Origin of the sequence: Sorangium sp. So ce1335, assembly GCF_051521615.1 — a bacterium.
In the GTDB taxonomy this organism is placed as follows: Bacteria; Myxococcota_A; Polyangia; order Polyangiales; family Polyangiaceae; genus Sorangium.
In genome coordinates this window covers 3,119,825-3,137,719 of sequence record NZ_CP150363.1, presented here as the reverse complement: position 1 = coordinate 3,137,719, position 17,895 = coordinate 3,119,825, and the positions used below count along the sequence as shown (strand labels likewise).

The 17,895-nt window shown below is 73.5% G+C and carries 12 protein-coding genes; 8 read left to right on the top strand and 4 right to left on the bottom strand.

Annotated elements, in window-relative coordinates:
• Positions 1-236: 236 nt before the first annotated feature.
• The 8 genes from WMF24_RS11745 (at position 237) to WMF24_RS11710 (ending at position 12,555) form a co-directional block, all read left to right on the top strand.
• Positions 237-1,445 (top strand): acyl-CoA dehydrogenase family protein, encoded by a 1,209-nt coding sequence (locus tag WMF24_RS11745; protein ID WP_437738793.1) that lies wholly within the window; start codon positions 237-239, stop codon positions 1,443-1,445.
• 197 nt (positions 1,446-1,642) lie between these two features.
• The gene (locus WMF24_RS11740) at positions 1,643-2,830 is read left to right on the top strand and encodes an acyl-CoA dehydrogenase family protein (protein WP_437736483.1); all 1,188 of its coding nucleotides are present in this window, start codon (positions 1,643-1,645) and stop codon (positions 2,828-2,830) included.
• A 31-nt stretch (positions 2,831-2,861) separates the two neighbouring features.
• Positions 2,862-3,983 (top strand): dimethylsulfone monooxygenase SfnG, encoded by a 1,122-nt coding sequence (sfnG, locus tag WMF24_RS11735; RefSeq protein ID WP_437736482.1) that lies wholly within the window; start codon positions 2,862-2,864, stop codon positions 3,981-3,983.
• 154 nt (positions 3,984-4,137) lie between these two features.
• Positions 4,138-5,703, top strand: a complete 1,566-nt coding sequence (locus WMF24_RS11730) for an AbgT family transporter (RefSeq protein ID WP_437736481.1) — start codon at positions 4,138-4,140, stop codon at positions 5,701-5,703.
• 500 nt (positions 5,704-6,203) lie between these two features.
• Positions 6,204-6,689 (top strand): hypothetical protein, encoded by a 486-nt coding sequence (locus WMF24_RS11725; protein WP_437736480.1) that lies wholly within the window; start codon positions 6,204-6,206, stop codon positions 6,687-6,689.
• 434 nt (positions 6,690-7,123) lie between these two features.
• The gene (locus WMF24_RS11720; protein ID WP_437736479.1) at positions 7,124-11,332 is read left to right on the top strand and encodes a protein kinase domain-containing protein; all 4,209 of its coding nucleotides are present in this window, start codon (positions 7,124-7,126) and stop codon (positions 11,330-11,332) included.
• A complete protein-coding gene (locus WMF24_RS11715) occupies positions 11,329-11,694 on the top strand; it encodes a hypothetical protein (RefSeq protein WP_437736478.1) in 366 nt (121 codons plus the stop codon). Before WMF24_RS11720 ends, WMF24_RS11715 begins: the two co-directional genes overlap by 4 nt.
• A gap of 105 nt (positions 11,695-11,799) precedes the next feature.
• Positions 11,800-12,555 carry a hypothetical protein gene (locus WMF24_RS11710; protein ID WP_437736477.1) on the top strand — a complete coding sequence of 252 codons (756 nt, stop codon included), beginning with the start codon at positions 11,800-11,802 and terminating at the stop codon, positions 12,553-12,555.
• 48 nt (positions 12,556-12,603) lie between these two features.
• Here the strand turns inward: WMF24_RS11710 and WMF24_RS11705 are convergent, their stop codons facing one another.
• The 4 genes from WMF24_RS11705 to WMF24_RS11690 all read right to left on the bottom strand — a co-directional run bounded on the left by WMF24_RS11705 (position 12,604) and on the right by WMF24_RS11690 (position 17,740).
• Positions 12,604-13,995: a S8 family serine peptidase gene (locus tag WMF24_RS11705; RefSeq protein ID WP_437736476.1), complete on the bottom strand. Its 1,392-nt coding sequence runs from the start codon at positions 13,993-13,995 to the stop codon at positions 12,604-12,606.
• 140 nt (positions 13,996-14,135) lie between these two features.
• Entirely contained in the window at positions 14,136-15,629 is a 1,494-nt protein-coding gene (locus tag WMF24_RS11700; protein WP_437736475.1) for a S8 family serine peptidase, read from the bottom strand.
• A 351-nt stretch (positions 15,630-15,980) separates the two neighbouring features.
• On the bottom strand, positions 15,981-16,802 hold the full coding sequence (locus tag WMF24_RS11695; protein WP_437736474.1) for an NAD(P)H-binding protein: 822 nt from the start codon (positions 16,800-16,802) through the stop codon (positions 15,981-15,983).
• A 236-nt stretch (positions 16,803-17,038) separates the two neighbouring features.
• Positions 17,039-17,740 (bottom strand): helix-turn-helix transcriptional regulator, encoded by a 702-nt coding sequence (locus tag WMF24_RS11690; RefSeq protein ID WP_437736473.1) that lies wholly within the window; start codon positions 17,738-17,740, stop codon positions 17,039-17,041.
• Positions 17,741-17,895 lie beyond the last annotated feature (155 nt).

Here is a 17,895-nt window from a genome sequence, read left to right as displayed (position 1 = left end):
CGGGCCGGCGCTGCTGCTCCAGCAACACCTCACACGCAGCCCTTGCTGCTGGAGAAGCAGCGCCGGGCGGGCTCCACCGCTCTGCTCAGCCCGTTCCCGCGGGCAGCGCGACGGGATGGGAATGGCATGAGTCGTGCCCAATCGCGCGTATCCAACGATACGTGGCGATGACACGTGCCAGTGACGTGCCACGGACGCGCGGCGTCGCGACGTGGCATGTCGATCGAGGCGGAGGCATGCAGGGCGAAGGAGCTCACGTGAGCAATGGACGGGCGCATCAGGCGCCGAGCAGCGCGCTGGAGCTCGCCGACGAGCTCGCGCGCGCCCTCGCCGCGACGGCCGTGGAGCGGGACAGGCGGGGCGGGACGCCGAAGGCGGAGCGCGATGGCCTGCGGCGGAGCGGGCTCCTCGCGCTCTCCGTGCCGGCGGCGCTGGGCGGCTGGGGAGCGCCCTGGCCCGTCGTGCTCGAGGCGGTCCGGCGTATCGCGCGCGCCGACAGCGCCATCGCACACGTCTTCGGCTTCCACCACCTGATGCTCGCGACGCTGACGCTCTTCGGCAGCGCGGGCCAGGCGACCCGGCTCCAGGCCGACACCGTCGCCAGGCGCTGGTTCTGGGGGAACGCGCTCAACCCGCTCGACACGCGCGCGCGGCTCGTGCGCCGCGGCGACGCGCTCGTCGTGCGCGGTGCGAAGAGCTTCTGCTCCGGCGCGGGCGACTCGGACATGCTCATCGTGTCCGCGATCGACGACACAACGTCGCGGCTCGTCGTCGCCGCCGTGCCCACGGGACGGCCGGGGATCCGGGTGCTCGGCGACTGGGACAACATGGGGCAGCGGCAGACCGACAGCGGCACCGTCGAGCTCGACGACGTCGAGGTGCGGGCGGACGAGCTCCTCACGACGCCGGGGCCGCTCGGCTCGCCGTTCGCCTCGCTGCGCCCCTGCCTCGCCCAGCTCGTGCTCGCGAACGTGTACCTCGGCCTCGCCGAGGGCGCCCTCGAGGAGGCGCGGCGGTACACGCGCGCGCGGCGGCGCCCGTGGGTCGCGGCGAAGGGGACGCCCGCGACCGAGGACCCCTACGTCCTGCTCCGGTACGGCGACATGTGGCTCGGGCTCGAGGGCGCGCGGCTGCTCGCCGACCGCGCCGGCGCGGCGTTCCAGGCGGCCTGGGAGGAGGGCGACCGGCTGAGCCCCGAGCAGCGCGGCGCGTGCGCCATCGCCGTCGCCTCGGCGAAGGTGACGACGTCGCGCGCCGGGCTGGAGATCACGAACGGGATGTTCGAGGTGATGGGGGCGAGCGCGACGACCGCCGGCGCCGGGATCGACCGGTTCTGGCGGAACCTGCGCACGCACACGCTCCACGACCCTGTCGATTACAAGTCGCGCGAGCTCGGCGCCTACGCGCTGAACGGCGCGATCCCGGAGCCGAGCTTCTACTCCTGAGGAGAGCGCGGCGCGAGGCCGCGCCCGGAGCAGGGCAGCGCGCGGACTCGCGGAGGGCGACGCAGGCCGCCGGCGCGCGGGCGCCGCGGGGCCCGGCAAGGACGGGAGGTCGCCGGGCCGGGACGAGGCAAGGACGATCGGCGCGCGGGCGCCGTCACGAGGAGATGCGATCGGCGCGCGGGCGCCGTCATGAGGAGATGCAGATGGCCAGACGAGATGATGCTGCGATCCGCGAGAGCGTGAGGGCGATCGTCGCCGGGGTGATCGCGCCGAACGCCGAGCGGGTCGATCGCGAGGGGGTCTTCCCGCGCGAGAACCTGGAGGCGCTCGCGCGCGAGGGGTGGAATGGAGTGCTCCTGCCCGAGGAGCTCGGCGGGCTCGGGCTGGGCCACGCGGCGTTCGCCGTCGCGACCGAGGAGATCGGGCGCGCCTGCGCGTCGACGGCGCTCGTCTACGTCATGCACACGGGGGCGGCGCAGACGATCGCGCTGTACGGAAGCGACGATCAGAAGGAGCGGTGGCTCAGGCCCGCGCGGCGCGGGGTCATCGGCACCTACTCGACGAGCGAGAAGGCGTCGGGGGGCCACTGGTGGTTCAACTTCAGCGAGGCGAAGCGCGACGGGGACGATTACCTGATCTCCGCCGACAAGTCGTTCACGACGAGCGCCGGCAAGGCCGACTACTACGTCCTCCAGACGCGCACGCCGGGCGCGAAGGGGCCGACCGACATCACCTTCTTCATCGTCGACGGGAAGCGGCCCGGCATCGAGGCGGGGCGCTGGGACGCCCTCGGGGTGCACGGCAACCACAGCGGGCCGATCCGCTACACGGACGTGCCCGTGCCGCGCCGCGACCGGCTCGGCGCGGAGGGCCAGGGCAAGGACATCATCTATCACGGCGTCTCGCCCGTGTACCTCATCGGGCTCGGCGCCGCGTGGCACGGCGTCGCGCGGGGCGCGCTCGCGGCCGTGACGGAGTACGCGCTCGGCACGGTGCACCGCGACTTCGATCGCCGCCTCGCCGACTACCAGGTGCTGCGCCAGCAGCTCGGAGAGGCGAAGGTCCTCGTGGAGAGCCTGCCGCCCTGGCAGGCGGCGCTGGCCGAGCAGCTCGACGCGCTAGAGGCCGCGGGCAAGCCGCAGGGCGAGCTGCTCCTGCCGCTCACCGAGTTCAAGGTCCACGCCGCGGAGGTGGCCAACAAGGTGACGCGCCTCGCGCTCGACGTGAGCGGCGGCTACGGCTACCGCCGCGGGCCGCTCGAGCGCGCCTTCCGCGACGCGCGCGCGGCGATCGCCATGGGGCCGTCCAACAACATCGCGCGCGAGTGGATAGGCAAATCGCTCGTCGGATTGCCGCTCGAGCTGTTCGAGGCCGGCGGAGAGTGAGCCCGCGCGGGCACGCACGGAGGACAGGATCATGAGCCATCACGGAAACATCACGTCAACGCCGGCGCCGCGCGCCCCGGTGAGGTTCGCGTACTGGGTGCCGAACGTCAGCGGCGGCCTCGTCGTGAGCAAGATCGAGCAACGGACGCACTGGGGGATCGATTACAACCGGAAGCTCGCGCGGCTCGCGGAGGACAGCGGCTTCGACTACGCGCTCAGCCAGGTCCGGTACATGGCGAGCTACGGCGCCGAGTACCAGCACGAGTCGACGTCGTTCAGCCTCGCGCTGCTGCTCGCGACCGAGCGGCTCCGGGTGATCGCGGCCGTCCACCCGGGGCTGTGGCACCCCGGGGTGCTCGCCAAGCTCGGCGCCACGGCCGACGAGCTGTCGGGCGGGCGGTTCGCCGTCAACGTCGTGAGCGGCTGGTTCAAGGGCGAGTTCACGGCGCTCGGCGAGCCGTGGCTCGAGCACGACGAGCGATACAGGCGCTCGGAGGAGTTCATCCGGGCGCTCCGGGGCATCTGGACCGAGGACCACTTCTCGCTGCGGGGCGACTTCTACCGGATCAACGATTTCACGCTGAAGCCGAGGCCGGTGCAGAAGCCGCACCCCGAGATCTTCCAGGGCGGGAACTCGAAGGCGGCGCGGCACATGGCCGCGCGCGTGTCGGACTGGTACTTCATGAACGGCAACTCCATCGAGGGCGTCCGGGCGCAGGTGACCGAGATCAGCGAGCTCGCCGCGCGCGCGGGGCGCCGCGTGAAGTTCGGGCTGAACGCGTTCGTGATCGCCCGCGACACGGAGGAGGAGGCGCGGCAGGTCCTGCGCGACATCATCGCGCACGCGGACGTGGAGGCGGTGAACGGCTTCGGCGACGCCGTGAAGCAGGCCGGCCGGGCGTCGCCCGAGCGCGAGGGCATGTGGGCGAGCTCCGATTTCGAGGACCTCGTGCAGTACAACGACGGGTTCCGCACGGGCCTCATCGGCACACCCGAGCAGGTCGCGCGGCGGATCGTCGCCTACAAGGCGGCCGGGGTCGATCTCGTGCTGACCGGGTTCCTGCATTACCTCGAGGAGGTGGAGCAGTTCGGGAAGAAGGTGCTCCCGATTGTCCGCGAGCTCGAGGCCGACGAGGCCCGCAAGGCGGCCTGAGAGACGCCGGCGTCCGCGCGGGCGCGCGGGCGTCGAAACGTCGAGGAGCGCTCGACGGCGCTCGACAATTCCATGCCAGCATCGCCCTCGAAATCGCGCGCGCGCCGCCGCGCGACGGCGCCCATCCGCGCGCGTTCCGGATTACGATGCGCGCATGTCCAGCAACCAACCCGAGCTCCCCTCGCCCGCGCCCGGAGCGCCTCGCGGCTGGGCGAGCCGCGCCCTCGACGCGCTCGAGCGCGCCGGCAACAGGCTGCCCGACCCGGCCGTGCTCTTCGTCGTGCTCGCCGCCGTCGTCATGCTCGCCTCCGCGGCCCTCGCGCCGCTCCAGTTCAGCGAGATCGACCCGCGGACGAAGCAGCCGCTCCAGGTCCAGAGCCAGCTCTCGGGCAAGGCCCTCACCGAGTTCCTCTCGAGCATGGTCCCGACCTTCACGGGCTTCCACCCGCTCGGCGTGGTGCTCGTCGCCCTGCTCGGGGTCGGGATCGCCGAACACTCGGGGTTCATCAACGCCGTCCTGAAGAAGCTGCTCACGATCACGCCGAGGGCGCTGCTCACGCCGATGCTGATCCTCGTGGCCATCATCAGCCACACGGCGGCCGATGCGGGCTACGTGCTCGTCATCCCGCTCGCCGCGGTCATCTTCCATGCCGCGGGCCGGCACCCGCTCGCCGGCATCGCCGCCGCGTTCGCCGGCGTCTCGGGGGGCTTCAGCGCCAACTTCATCCCCTCCAGCCTCGACCCGCTGCTGCAAGGGCTGACCCAGGCCGGCGCCAACATCCTCGACCCGAAGCGCACCGTCAACCCGCTCTGCAACTGGTTCTTCTGCAGCGCCTCGTCGGCGCTGATCATCGGGCTCGGCTGGTTCATCACCGACCGGGTGATCGAGCCGCGCGTCGCGCGCGTGCCCGTCGACGCGGCGCCCGAGCAGGACACGCGCATGGCGGACCTCACGCCGCGCGAGGCGCGCGCGCTCTGGGCAGGCCTCGGCGCGATGGCCCTCTGCGTCGCCGCGCTCGTCGCCGCATGCGCGCCGGCGTCGTCGCCGCTGCGCGCGCCCGGCGGCCAGCTCACGGTCAGCGCCGCGCCCCTGATGACCTCCATCGTGCCGCTCATCTTCCTCTTCTTCCTCGTCCCGGGGCTCGTCTACGGCTATGCGGCCGGCACCTTCAAGAGCCACCGGGACGTCATCGGCGGGATGAGCAAGACGATGGGCACGATGAGCTATTACCTGGTCATGGCCTTCTTCGCCGCGCAGTTCATCTACCTGTTCAACAAATCGAACCTCGGCGCGCTCCTGGCCCTCAAGGGCGCCGCGGCGCTGCAGGCCCTGGCGCTCCCGAGCACGGTCACCATCGTGGGCATCATCTTCCTCACCGCGGCGGTGAACCTCCTCATCGGCTCCGCGTCCGCCAAATGGGCGCTGCTCGCCCCGATCTTCGTGCCCATGCTCATGTCTCTCGGCATCTCGCCGGAGCTCACGCAGGCGGCTTACCGCGTCGGCGACTCGACGACGAACATCATCACCCCGCTCATGGTGTATTTCCCCCTCGTGGTGGTCTTCTGCCAGAAGTACGTGAAGAGCACCGGTATCGGCACCCTCATGGCGCTGATGATCCCCTACTCCATCACATTCCTCGTCGCGTGGAGCCTGTTTCTTCTCGCCTACTGGCAGCTCGGGTTCCCGCTCGGGCTCGACGCGCCGTACGTCTATCCGTGACGGCCCCGCGGCGCGCGATTTGCTCTGCACGCGCCGCCTCCGCAGCCTCACGCAGCCTTTGCACGCCCGCGCCCCGCCCGGCGAGCGCCGCGCCTACCCGGGAAGCGCCGCCCGCCGCGCAGGGCCGACGCACGGGCTGCGCGCGAGGCGCAGACAATGCGCACGCCGCGCGCCCGCGCCGGGATCCACCCGAGCCGGCCTCCCCCCGCGCCGGTGGCGCGGGGTATGCGACATGCGAGCAGGCTCGGCGCGCGGCCGCCGCCGGGCTCGTGCGCGTATCTCCGCGCATCTCCGCGCATCTGCTCGCATTTTCCTGCGTCGCCGCCGTGACAGCGGTGTTTCGATCGGGGCGCACCGATTGCGTGTCCGCGCGAGGGCTGCGCCAACCCGCGCTGCGGCAATCGCTCCAGGCACGTCCAGACGCCGGATCGAGCGATGGCGCGCGGCGTGCAAGCGGGCTTGTGCGTGGGATCGGACGGCGAACCCAGAAAGGGGTTTGTATGAGCTCAATGCATCTCGGCGCGGCGGGGAACTGTAACGGCGCGTCGTCGGGGCCGCTCATGGCACGCGACGGCGCGCCGGTCGTTCGTGGCACGCAGGCAGCCGTGCCTTCCGAGAAGGCGGGCGAGCCGCCACCCGCCGTGGCGAGCGCGCTCGCCCGCGCCGCGGAGGCCGAGCGCACCGAGCGCGGCGAGTCATGGGGGCTGTGCAGCGCCCTGCTCGCAGTGGCCATCGGCTGGCTCGCGTGGTCGCAGCCGGCGCCGAGCGCCCGCACCGTGCTGTTCGTCGCGCTGTGCCTGGCGCTCGTGACGATCGAGTACCGCCGGGCCGGCGCGCGCTTCCGCGGCGCGATCGTCGCGGCCGGGGTGGCGCACGGCCTGACGGCGGGCGAGGCAGCGCGCGAGGCGTGGCGGCTCGACGCGGACTTCCGCGCGGCCCGCGACGCGGGGCAGAGCGAGGCCGACGTCGACGCGAAGCGCGGCTGAGCGACAGATCCCGCGGGCCAGCGGCCCCTCCGGCGAGCGCAGGAGTTGCGCGTGTGCCCGCCGAAGCGCCTGTCCGATGCACATGGTCTCAGGCAGGAGACAACTCTTGTTGGGTGGGCCACTCGGGCAGATTACAGATCAGGAGTTGCCGACGCGCGGCGGCTCCTGAGCACGGGCGCAGGAAGGTACCCGGCATGGCGAGCAGCCCCGGCGGGCCTCCAGGACCCTCACCGCGGGCCGGGAGGTCGACCCGTCCGATGAGACCCCCTGCGTTCGGACCGTGGCCGCCCACGGTGTCATGAAGCCTGGGGTTCCCTCCCATCACGGGGGGAAGAGGCCTACAGCTCTCCCACAGCGGAGCCGCTTCCCTCGAACGCCGCCATGAAGCGGAGCTCCCCGCCGATCGCCTCCACGTCCGGCACGAAGGCCGCGCGATGGATGAGATACTCGGTGGGATGACGCCGGGGGAGAGGCTGGGGGCGCGCTATATCATCGAGCGTCAGGCGGGAAAGGGCGGCCTCGGCACCGTCTACCGCGCCCGCGACGGCGAGAGCGGCGCGCCGGTCGCCATCAAGGTGATCCGCGAGCCGACAGCGGACAAACGCAGCCGCTTCGCCCGCGAGGCGCGCGCGCTCGCCGCCCTCTCGCACCCCTGTATCGTCCGTTACATCGCGCACGGGCAGACACCGGACGGCGAGCTCTACCTCGTCATGGAGTGGCTCGAGGGAGAGGACCTCGGAGCGCGGCTCGCCCGGGGGCGGCTGGGGCCGGCCGCCGCGCTCAAGGTCGTGACCCGCGTGGCCGAGGGGCTCGCGTCCGCGCACGCCCGGGGCATCGTCCACCGCGACATCAAGCCCCAGAACATCTTCCTCCGGGACGGCGAGCTCGAGCGGGCGACGATCGTCGACCTGGGCCTCGCGCGGCTCGCGGACGCGACGGCGTCGCTGACGCGCACCGGGGCGACGGTCGGCACGCCGTCGTACATGGCCCCGGAGCAGGTGATCGGCGAGGGCGAGGTCGACGCCCGCGCGGACATCTACGCGCTCGGCTGCGTCCTGTTCGCCTGCCTGGCCGGCCGGCCTCCGTTCACCGCGGCGCACCCGCTCGCCATGCTGGCCCGGGTCGTCTTCGAGGAGCCCCCGCGGCTGAGCGCGCTCGCGCCCGGCGTGCCCGCAGAGCTCGACGCCTTCGTGGCGCGGCTGCTCGCCAAGCAGGCGGGCGACCGGCCGGACGCGCGGGCGGTCATCGAGGAGCTCCGCGCGCTCGCCGCGCGCGTCGCGGGGTCGTCGTCGATCGCGCCCGCCTCGGCGGCGGGCCTGACGCGCCGCGAGCGGCGCCTCGTCAGCGTGATCCTCGCGCTCGCGCCCGAGCCGGCCGCGCCCGCGATGACGGCGGGCTCGCTCGCCGCGACCGCCGCGCACGTCGACGCCCCGCTGATCGGCGCGCTCTACAGGACGTCGCAGACGCTCCGGCAGGTCGCCGCCCGGCACGGCGCGCAGCTCGAGCTGCTGCGGGACGGCTCCCTCGCGGCCGTCATCACGGGCGCGGGCTCGCCGACGGATCTCGCCTTGAACGCCGCGCGCTGCGCCATGGCCCTGCGCGACCTCCTGCCCGGCGCGCACGTGGCGCTCTCGACCGGGTGGGACGAGCTCGAGAAGACGCAGCCGATGGGCCAGGTCATCGATCGCGCGAGCGCGCTGCTCGCGGGGACCGCGGCCGCGCGCGCGGCCGATCGCGCGCCGCCCGATCCGAGGGCCGCCGCCACGCTGTGCGATCCGAAGGCCGCCGCCACGCTGGACCCGAAGGCCGCCGCCACGCTCGCTCCAGAGGCCGCCGCCGCGCTGGATCCAGAGGCCGCCGCCGCGCTGTCCGGTCGCGAGGCAGAGCGCACGCTGTCCCCCCGCACGCTGTCCGCGCGCGAGGCCGCTCGCCCGGCCGGCGGCGCGGACAGCGCGGCGCGCGTGCTCCTCGACCGGATGACGGCGGACCTGCTCGGCGACCGCTTCGAGGTGTCGCTCGACCGCTCGACGCTGGCGCTCATCGGCGAGCTCGAGCCCGCGGACGAGGCGCGCAAGCTGCTCGGCAGGCCGACGCGGTGCGCGGGGCGGGAGCGCGAGCTGCTCCTCCTGCAGTCGACGTTCGACGAGTGCGTCGCCGAGTCCGAGGCCCGCGCGGTGCTCGTCACGGCGGACGCGGGGGTCGGCAAGTCGCGCCTGCGCCACGAGCTCGCGCGCCGCCTCGCCGCGCGCGGCGCGGCGATCGAGCTCTGGATCGCGCGCGGCGACCCGATGCGGATGGGCGCGCCGTGCGGCATGCTCGCCCAGATCGTCCGGCGCGCGGCGGGGCTGCTCGACGGCGAGCCGCTCGAGGCGCGGCAGCAGAAGCTCGCGGCGCGCGTGGCCGAGCGCGTGGCCGCGCCGCTCCGGCGGCAGGTCACCGAGTTCCTCGGCGAGATGGTGGGCGCGCCCTTCCCGGCCGAGGCGAGCGTGCTGCTCCGGACGGCGCGGCAGGACGCGAAGGTCATGGGCGACCAGATGCAGGCCGCGTGGGTGGAGCTCGTGCGCGCCGAGTGCCGGACGCGGCCCGTCCTGCTCGTCCTGGAGGACCTGCACTGGGGCGACCGGCCGACGGTGGAGTACGTCGACGCGGCGCTCCGGCTCCTCGAGGGCGAGCGGCTGATGGTGCTCGCGCTGGCGCGCCCCGAGGTGCGCGAGGCCTTCCCCGATCTCTGGAGCAAGCGCGCGCTGACGGACCTGCGGCTCGTCGGGCTGTCGCGCCGCACGTGCGAGAAGCTCGTCGTCGAGGCGCTCGGCGCGCCCGATCCCGAGACCGTCGCGCGGATCGTCGACCGCGCCGGGGGCAACGCCTTCTTCCTCGAAGAGCTCGTCCGCGCCGCGGCGGAGGGCCACGGCGGCGGCGTGCCGGAGACGGTGCTCGCGATGATGCAGTCGCGCCTGGAGGGGCTCGCGCCGGACGCGCGGCGGGTGCTGCGCGCGGGCAGCGTGTTCGGGGGCGTGTTCTGGCGGGGCGCGGCGGGCGCGCTGCTCGGCGCCGAGGCGGGCGAGGCGCACCTCGACGAGCAGCTCGGGGAGCTCGCGCAGAGCGAGCTCATCGTGCGCCTCCACGCGTCGACGTTCCAGGGCGAGGTGGCGTACGCCTTCCGCCACGCGCTCGTGCGCGACGCGGCCTACGAGATGCTGACCGAGGAGGACCGGCAGCTCGGCCACCGCCTGGCGGGCGCGTGGCTCGCCAGGGCCGGCGAGACGGACGCCATGGTCCTCGCGACGCACTTCGAGCGCGGCGGCGACCTCGAGCGCGCGCTCGGCCATTACCGGCAGGCGGCCGGGCAGGCGCTCGGCGGGTGCGACTGCCGGGGGGCGATCGAGCGCGCCGAGCGCGCCATCGCCTGCGGCGCTTCCGGCGAGGCGCTCGGCGAGCTCGAGGCCATAAAGGCGCAGGGGCGCCGCATCCTCGGCGAGAGCGCGGCGGCCGAGCGCCACGCGCTCGCGGCGATGCGCGCGCTGCCCGAGGGGAGCCCGTGGTGGTGCCGCGCCGCCTGCGTGGCGGTCTGGGCCTGCGCCGTCGTGGGGCACCGGGAGACCGTCGTCGAGCTCGCCAGGGCGCTCTGCGCGCGGTGGTCGCCGTCCACGACGACGGGGCCCGAGCTCGCCGCCATGGCGCAGGCCGCGCAGGTCCTTCACTACGCCGTCGGCGAGAGCGAGGAGTCGGAGGCGCTGGCGTCCCGGATCGACGCGTCGTTCGATCGCTTCCGGAACGACCCGGCCGTCAGCGCGCCCATCCTGCGGCTGCGCATGCACCGCGCGGCCCTCGCCGGGGATCTCGGCGGCGCCCGGGAGCTCGGCGAGGCGTCGGAGCGCTGCTACATCGCGGCGGGCGACGCGCGCGGCGCCTGCGACGCGCGCGTCAACGCGGCCCACCACTGCAACGAGCTCGGCGCCTACGCCGACGCCGCGCGCCTGCTGCGCGCCGCGCTGGCCGACGCGGAGCGGCTCGGGCTGCCGTACCTGACGGCGTTCGCGAAGGAGAACCTCGGCCGCACGCTCTTCCTCCTCGGCGATCTCGGCGAGGCGCGGGCGCAGCTCGACGCCGCGCTCCGCGTGTTCGCTGCGTCCGGCGATCGGCGGATGGAGGGCGGCACCTACGTCTACCTCGCGGAGGTGTCGCGGCTCGCGGGCGATCTCGCCCGCGCCGAGGAGGAGGCGCGCCGCGGCTGCGAGCTCCTCGCCGACTGCGCGCCGCTCATGCCGTGCGCGCTGGCGACGCTCGCGCAGGTGCTGCTCACCGGCGGGCGCCCCGCCGAGGCGCTCGAGGCCGCGCGCCGCGCCGACGAGCACGCCGCCGCGCTCGTCCGATCGCTCGGCCACCTCGAGGAGGGCGAGGCGCAGCTCGATCTCGTGCGCGCGGAGGCGCTCGAGGCGTGCGGCGCGCGCGAGGAGGCCTGCGCCGCGATCGAGGCCGGCCGGGGCCGTCTGCTGAAGCGGGCGGCGCGGATCGCGAACCCCGCGTGGCGGGCGAGCTTCCTGGAGAACGTGCGAGAGCACGCCCGCATCCTGGCGCTCGCCCGCGCGTGGCTGGGCGAGCCCGACGGCGCGGCGAACGCGCCCGCCGGGGGGGCGCCGTGAGCGCCCACGCCGCGATCGAGCTCGCCGGGGGCCGCACGTCCTACGAGGCCGGCGAGGAGATCGCCGGGGTCGTGCGCCTCACCGCGCTCCCGGGCCGCCCGCTGCCCCGGGTGGAGCTGTCGGTCCTGTGGCAGACCGAGGGCAAGGGGAGCACCGACACGGGCGTCGCCCACGCCGAGGTGCTCACCGAGGGACAGCAGGAGGCGCCCGCGGAGGGCTTCCGGTTCCGGGCGCAGCTGCCGCTCCTGCCGCGCAGCTACCGCGGCCACCTGATCGAGATCTGCTGGCTCGTCCGGGTGCGGTGCTCCGGCGGGTTCCTGAAGGAGGACGCGACCTATGACCAGCCCATCACCGTGCGCTGAGGTCCGCGACCTCGCGATCGTGGGCCGCGCGCTCCTCGCCCTGGCCGCGCTCCGCGCGCGGCGAACGGCGAGCGACATCGGCCCGTCTCGCCCGGGAGGCGGCTCGTGAAGGGCGCGCGGAGGTCCGGCGCGGAGCCCGCCGCGCCGCCGCTCGCCGTTCGCGACCCTTACCGGAGCGGCGGCCAAGGCGGCCCCCTCGATCGCTACCGCCAGGTGCTCGATCGGCTGCCGCTCCCCGCGGCGCGCACGGCGGCGGGCGCGCACCTGCCCGTGCGGCTCCTGCACGACACGGACCCCGTCGGCCCGGTCAGCCATCGCGCCCAGGTCGCGATCTTCATCGCCGCCTTCTCGCTCTGGGGTCTGGCGGTCTCGCTGGAGCGCCCCGGGCGCACGTCGGTGCTCGCAGCGCTCGTCTTCGCCCTCAGCGCGTGGATGGCCTGGTGGTTCCTGGTCGGCCACCTCCGGCGGGCGAGCCGGGACCTCTCCATCGAGCTCGCGGAGGAGCCGCTGGTCCTCGGAGCGCCGCTGCGCGTCTGCCTGGCCCTGCGCGGGCCGCGGCGCGTGCGCCGCGTGCGCGTCACGCTCGTCTGCGAGGAGCGGGTCCAGTTCCAGCACGGCTCCGACACGGCCTCGGACGCGCACCGCCTCTGGGAGCGGGTGCTGCTCCTGGTGGAGGGCCTCGACATCGAGCGTGCGAGAGGCTGGTACCAGGAGGTCATGGCGCACCTGCCCGAGCAGGCGACGCACTCGTTCAAGTCGGCGAGCAACGAGATCCGCTGGGCGTTCCTTGTCGACATCCAGGCCGAGCGCGGTTCGAGGGTGACGCTGTCCTATCCCGTGCGCGTCTTGCCGCCGGCGTGACCCGGGCCGGCGCACCGTGATCGTGCGGCGAGGAGGGGAGCGTCGTGTCTATTTCGAGATCGGCGCCTGGGGCTCTGTCGTCGCGGACACCGGCGCTTGCACAAGGCCGGCGCCGACGTCCGTGGCGGGCGCGTCGAGCTTGCGCGCGCTCGCCTGCAGCCGCTGCCAGATCTCCCGGGCGCTCGCGTGCGGATCCGCCTGCATCAGCAGCGCGATGACGCCCGCCACGTACGCTGCCGCCGCGCTTGTGCCGCTGAGCGCAGCGTAGCCCGGCGGCCGCGGCCACGACGAGTGCACGTCGACGCCAGGCGCCACGATGTCGATCTTGCCGCCGGGCGAGAAGTCCGCGACCCGGAGGCTCTTGTCGACGGCCCCGACCGCGACGATCGTCTCGACGTTCGCCGGCGAGCCTGTGCGGCCGATGTGGCCCCGGGAGCGCTGGCCGCTACTCCCTGCCGCGGCGACGAGGATCGCGCCCTGGTTCAGGGCGCGCTCGCCGAGCATCCGGTAAATGTTTCTGGGAGGCGCGTCGCTCCCGATGGACATCGAGATGACGCGGCACCCGTTGCTCAGGGCCCAGTTGATCCCGTTCATGATCCAGCCATCCTGGCCGGAGCCTTCTCGGCCGCCCAGGACCTTGCAGATGAAGAGATCGGCCTCGGGCGCGACGCCGTAGCGCGGCCCCTGCGCCGCGGACAGCGGCCCGCAGGCGATGCCGGCCGTGTACGTGCCGTGACCGGCCACGTCCTGGATCTCCTCTCCCGGCACGAAGGACTGGGAAACGACCTTCCGGCCCCGGAAGTCCGGATGGTTCGAATCAAGACCCGTGTCGAGGAGGGCCACCCGGATCCCGCGCCCCGTGAGCGGGGACTTCTCCATCCCTATCGCGACGAGCCCCCAGGTCATGTCCCCCTGATCCTGCGGCCTCGTCCCTGGTTCGTGGAGCTCGCGGCCCGGCCTCTCCTCGGGGGCGCCGCTCGCGCGCTCGCCGCGCGCGGAGCCCTCGCTCGTGTACCCCTGCGTCGCGGCAGGCGCGCCGCCGGTGATCAGATGGTCGACCAGCCCGTTCACGCCGGCCCGATAGCCATCCAGGTACTCTCGCTGCGAGGGATGCAGGGCGGGCGCGCCGAGGGCGTGAACGTACCCCTCGTCCTCCACGGAGAGGATGATGCCCCGCTTCTTGAGCTCGTCCATGACGGCGAGGGCCGCCGGCGAGGTGTCGGCGACGACCATCATCTGCAGCCTGTCGAACACGATCGCGTCGGCCGTGGCCATCTTCTCCGGCGGCACGGCGCCGCCGTACTGGGAGGCCACCACGACGTCCATGCCGACCGCCTCGAGGGCGCTCGTCATCACAGGGATGTTCACGGTAGGGCTGAGCACGACGAGCTTGCGGCCCGTTGTCCTCTGCTCATCGCTCGGAGGTTGGCTCTTCTTCATGACGTGCTTCTCCAGGGGGGTCGGTCCGACAGGCTGCGTGTTCCTTCATGATGCGGCGCCCGCCGCCGACAAGCGGGCGCCGCTCGCCTGGCCTCGCCACGACGGCGGCGTCGGCGCCAGGTGGGCTCGGCTCCGCGGGATTACCGGGTGCTGGACTCTCGCGCCGAGGGGGGCTGGCCGCTGCCGCTCTCCACGAGGGAGTCCTGACCCTGCGCGGGCGGCGAGGAGGGGGCCGACGCGCCCTGCTTGCCGATCGGCTTCTCCGGCTCTGTCCTCGCGGACGTCGGCGCCTGCACGAGGCCGGCGCCGACGTCCGTGGCGGGCGCGTTGAGCCTGCGCGCGTTCGCCTGCAGCCGCTGCCAGATCTCCCGGGCGCTCGCGTGCGGATCGGCCTGCATCATCAGCGCGATGACGCCCGCCACGTGCGGGGTCGCCATGCTGGTGCCGCTGATCGTGTTGTAGCCCTGCGGCAGCGGCCACGACGAGTGCACGTCGACGCCTGGCCCCGCGATGTCGATCTTGCCGCCGCTCGAGAAATCCGCGACCCGCAGGTTGCTGTCGAGCGCCGCGACCGCGAGGATCGTATCGACGTTCGCCGGCGAGCCTGTGCGCGCGATGTGGCCCTGGGAGCGGTGGCTGGCGTTGCCCGCCGCGGCGACGATGATCGCGTTCTCGCGCAGGGCGCGCTCGCCGAGCATCCGGTACATGTTGCTGGGAGGCGACTCGCTCCCGAGGGACATCGAGATGACGCGGCACCCGTTGCTCAGGGCCCAGTTGATCCCGTTCATGATCCAGCCCTCCTGGCCGAAGCCTTGTCGGCCGCCCAGGACCTTGCCGATGAAGAGATCGGCCTCGTGCGCGACGCCGTAGCGCGGCCCCTGCGTCGCGGACTGCGGCCCGCAGGCGGTGCCGGCCGTGTGCGTGCCGTGACCGGCCACGTCCTGGGCCGTCTCGCGCGGCACGAAGGACTCGAAAACGACCTTCCGACCCCGGAAGTCCGGATGGTTCGAATCAAGACCGGTGTCGAGGACGGCGATCCGGATCCCGCGCCCCGTGAACGGGGACTTCTCCATCCCTATCGCGTTGAGACCCCAGGTCATGTCCCCCTGATCCTGCGGTCTCGTCCCTGGTTCGTGGAGCTCACGGTCCGGCCTCCCCTCGCGGACGCCGCTCGGGCGCTCGCCGCGCGCGGAGCCCTCTCTCGCGTACCCCTGCGTCGCGGCAGGCGCGCCGCCGGTGATCAGGTGGTCGACCAGCCCGTTCACGCCGGCCCGATAGCCATCCAGGTACTCTCGCTGCGAGGGGTGCAGGGCGGGCGCGCCGATGGCGTAAACGTACCCCTCGTCCTCCACGGAGAGGATGACGCCCCGCTTCATCAGCTCGTCCATGACCGTGAGGGCCGCCGGCGAGGTGTCGGCGACGACCATCATCTGCAGCCTGTCGAACACGATCGCGTCGGCCGTCTCCATCTTCTCCGGCGGCACGGCGCCGCCGTACTGGGAGGCCACCACGACGTCCATGCCGACCGCCTCGAGGGCGCTCGTCATCACAGGGATGTTCACGGTAGGGCTGAGCACGACGAGCTTGCGGCCCGTGGTCTTCTGCTCATCTCTCGGCGTATTGATGTCTGTCATGGCTCGATTCTCCAGGTGAGTCGACGATCGGCAGCGTGGAATCCCCCGCACGGGGCTCCGCGTGAATCTATGAAGTCGCCCTCTCACCACGGCAAGCTGGCCGTCCAAACTGATAGAATCGAACTCCGCGCAATCCAGCGCTGAGCGCGTGTACGCCTGGTTCGGCCCGCTCCGCGCAATCCAGCGCTGAGCGCGCGTACGCCTGTACCAGCCCGCTCCGCGCAATCCAGCGCTGAGCGCGCGTACGCCTGGTTCAGCCCACTCCGCGCAATCCAGCGCCGGCGGGTCCAGCCGCTCTCCTGGATAACGAGGCTCGAGCGGAGAGGGCCGGACCTGCGCGAGCAGCTCACGCTACGCCGCGAACGCCGCCGCGTGCTCCGCCGCCCACTGCGCGAACGTGCGCGCCGGCCGTCCTGTCACCTGCTCGACCGTCGGGACGACGGTGCGCCCGATCTCCGGCGTGTTCCCGTAGATCTCCACGAAGAACTCGATGGCTTCGGGCGAGAACCCCGCCGCCGCCCACCGCTCGCGCGCCTGCTGCTCGGTCAGCTCGACGAGCTCGATCTCGCGCCCGGCGGCGGCGGCGAGGAGGTCTATCTTCTGGCGCAGGCTCAGCACCTCGGGCCCGGTGAGCGTGTACGTCTTGCCGGCGTGGCCGTCCTGCGTCAGCGCCGCGACGGCGACCGCGGCGATGTCGGCCTCGTGGACCGCCGCGCTCAGCCGGTCGCAGAACGGCTCGCGCACCACCCCCTCGCCGCGGATCGACGCCGCCCACTCGAGGTGATTCGCCATGAACTCCACCGGCTGGAGGAACGTCGCGTCGATCCCGCTGGACGCGACCGCGGCGTCGAGCGGGGCGGACGAGCCGCCGAGCAGCACCGTGATGCGCCGCACCCCGGCCTTCCTCGCGAGCGCGACGATCTGCTCCCCTGTCTCCAGCGGCGCATACTCCTCGCCGCCGAAGTTGATCAGGTGCAGCGCCTCGACGCCCTCGAACGCGGCCGCGAACGTCTCCGGCGCTGTCAGGTCGCCGCCCACGGCCTCGACGCCCGCGGGGAGCTTCGCCTTGCCAGGGTTGCGGCTCAGCGCGCGGACATGGTGCCCGCCCTCGACGAGCTGCTTGACGATCTCGCGGCCGACGGTGCCGGTCGCGCCTGTGACAAGGATCTTCATGGTTTTTTCCTGTGCTCCTGTATTCGTCGCCGGCGAGCCGGCAGCCTCTCCACCCACGGTCGCTTCCGGGGGCCTGGAGCGGGCCTGGAGCGGGGATCGCGCGCCTCGCGGCAGCGAGCGGCGCCCGGATCCTCGTGGGCTCCTTGCCCGCGGTGGACCCGAGGAGCCTGCGCCACCCCTCCTGACAACCCGTGGCAGCAGCGCGCGCGACGCGATCGCGCCGCGCGCCCGCGGGCCTATGCCGGCGCGCTGCCCCGGCGCTCCCAGTCCTCTCGCCACTCCTTCGTGAGCGTCCGGCGCGGCTTGCCGTAGGGCTGCGCGGTGAGCGCGAGGCTCACGACGCGATCGGCGCGGAAGTGCCGGAACGACCCGCGCAGGCAGCACCACGCCGCGATGATCTGCTTGCCCTCGTAGTAGGCGATCTGCACCGGCCAGACGTCGCGCTCGGTGATGCTCCCCGACTCGCTCGCGTAGCGCATCGCGAGCGCGCGCTCCTGTCGCATCGCCTTGCGCACGAGGCCGAGCACGGGCTGCGGCGCGGCGCCGGACCACGCGAGCACGACCGGCCAGAGCCCCGTGTCGTCGATGCGGCGGCGGAGGTCGTCGGGCGAGGCGGCCGCGATCTTGGCCACCGCGTAGCTCGCGGCGTCCGCGAGGCCCTCGTCGGCCTGCGCGCCGACCCAGCGCGCGCCGAGGACGAGCGCCTCGAGCTCCTCCGCGGTGAACATCAGCGGGGGCAGGAAGAAGCCGGGCCGCAGCACGTAGCCGACGCCCGCCTCGCCGTCGATCGGCGCGCCGAGCCCGATCAGCGCCTGCACGTCGCGGTAGATCGTGCGCACCGAGACGCCCTGCTCCTCCGCGAGCCGCGCCGCGGTGACCGGACGCCGGTGGCGCCGGAGCGCATCCATGAGCGCGAAGAGGCGCCCGGTCCTGTCCATCGCCGACGACGATCGCAGGAGGGGCGGGCCGTTGTCGAGCGGCGCGGAGGGCGCGGCGGAGAGCGGCGAGACAACGAATGCCCCCCTGTGCCGCCGTGGCTCGGAGGCTCGACGCGCGTGGCCTTCCGGACGACACCACTCCCCCTGTCCGGCAC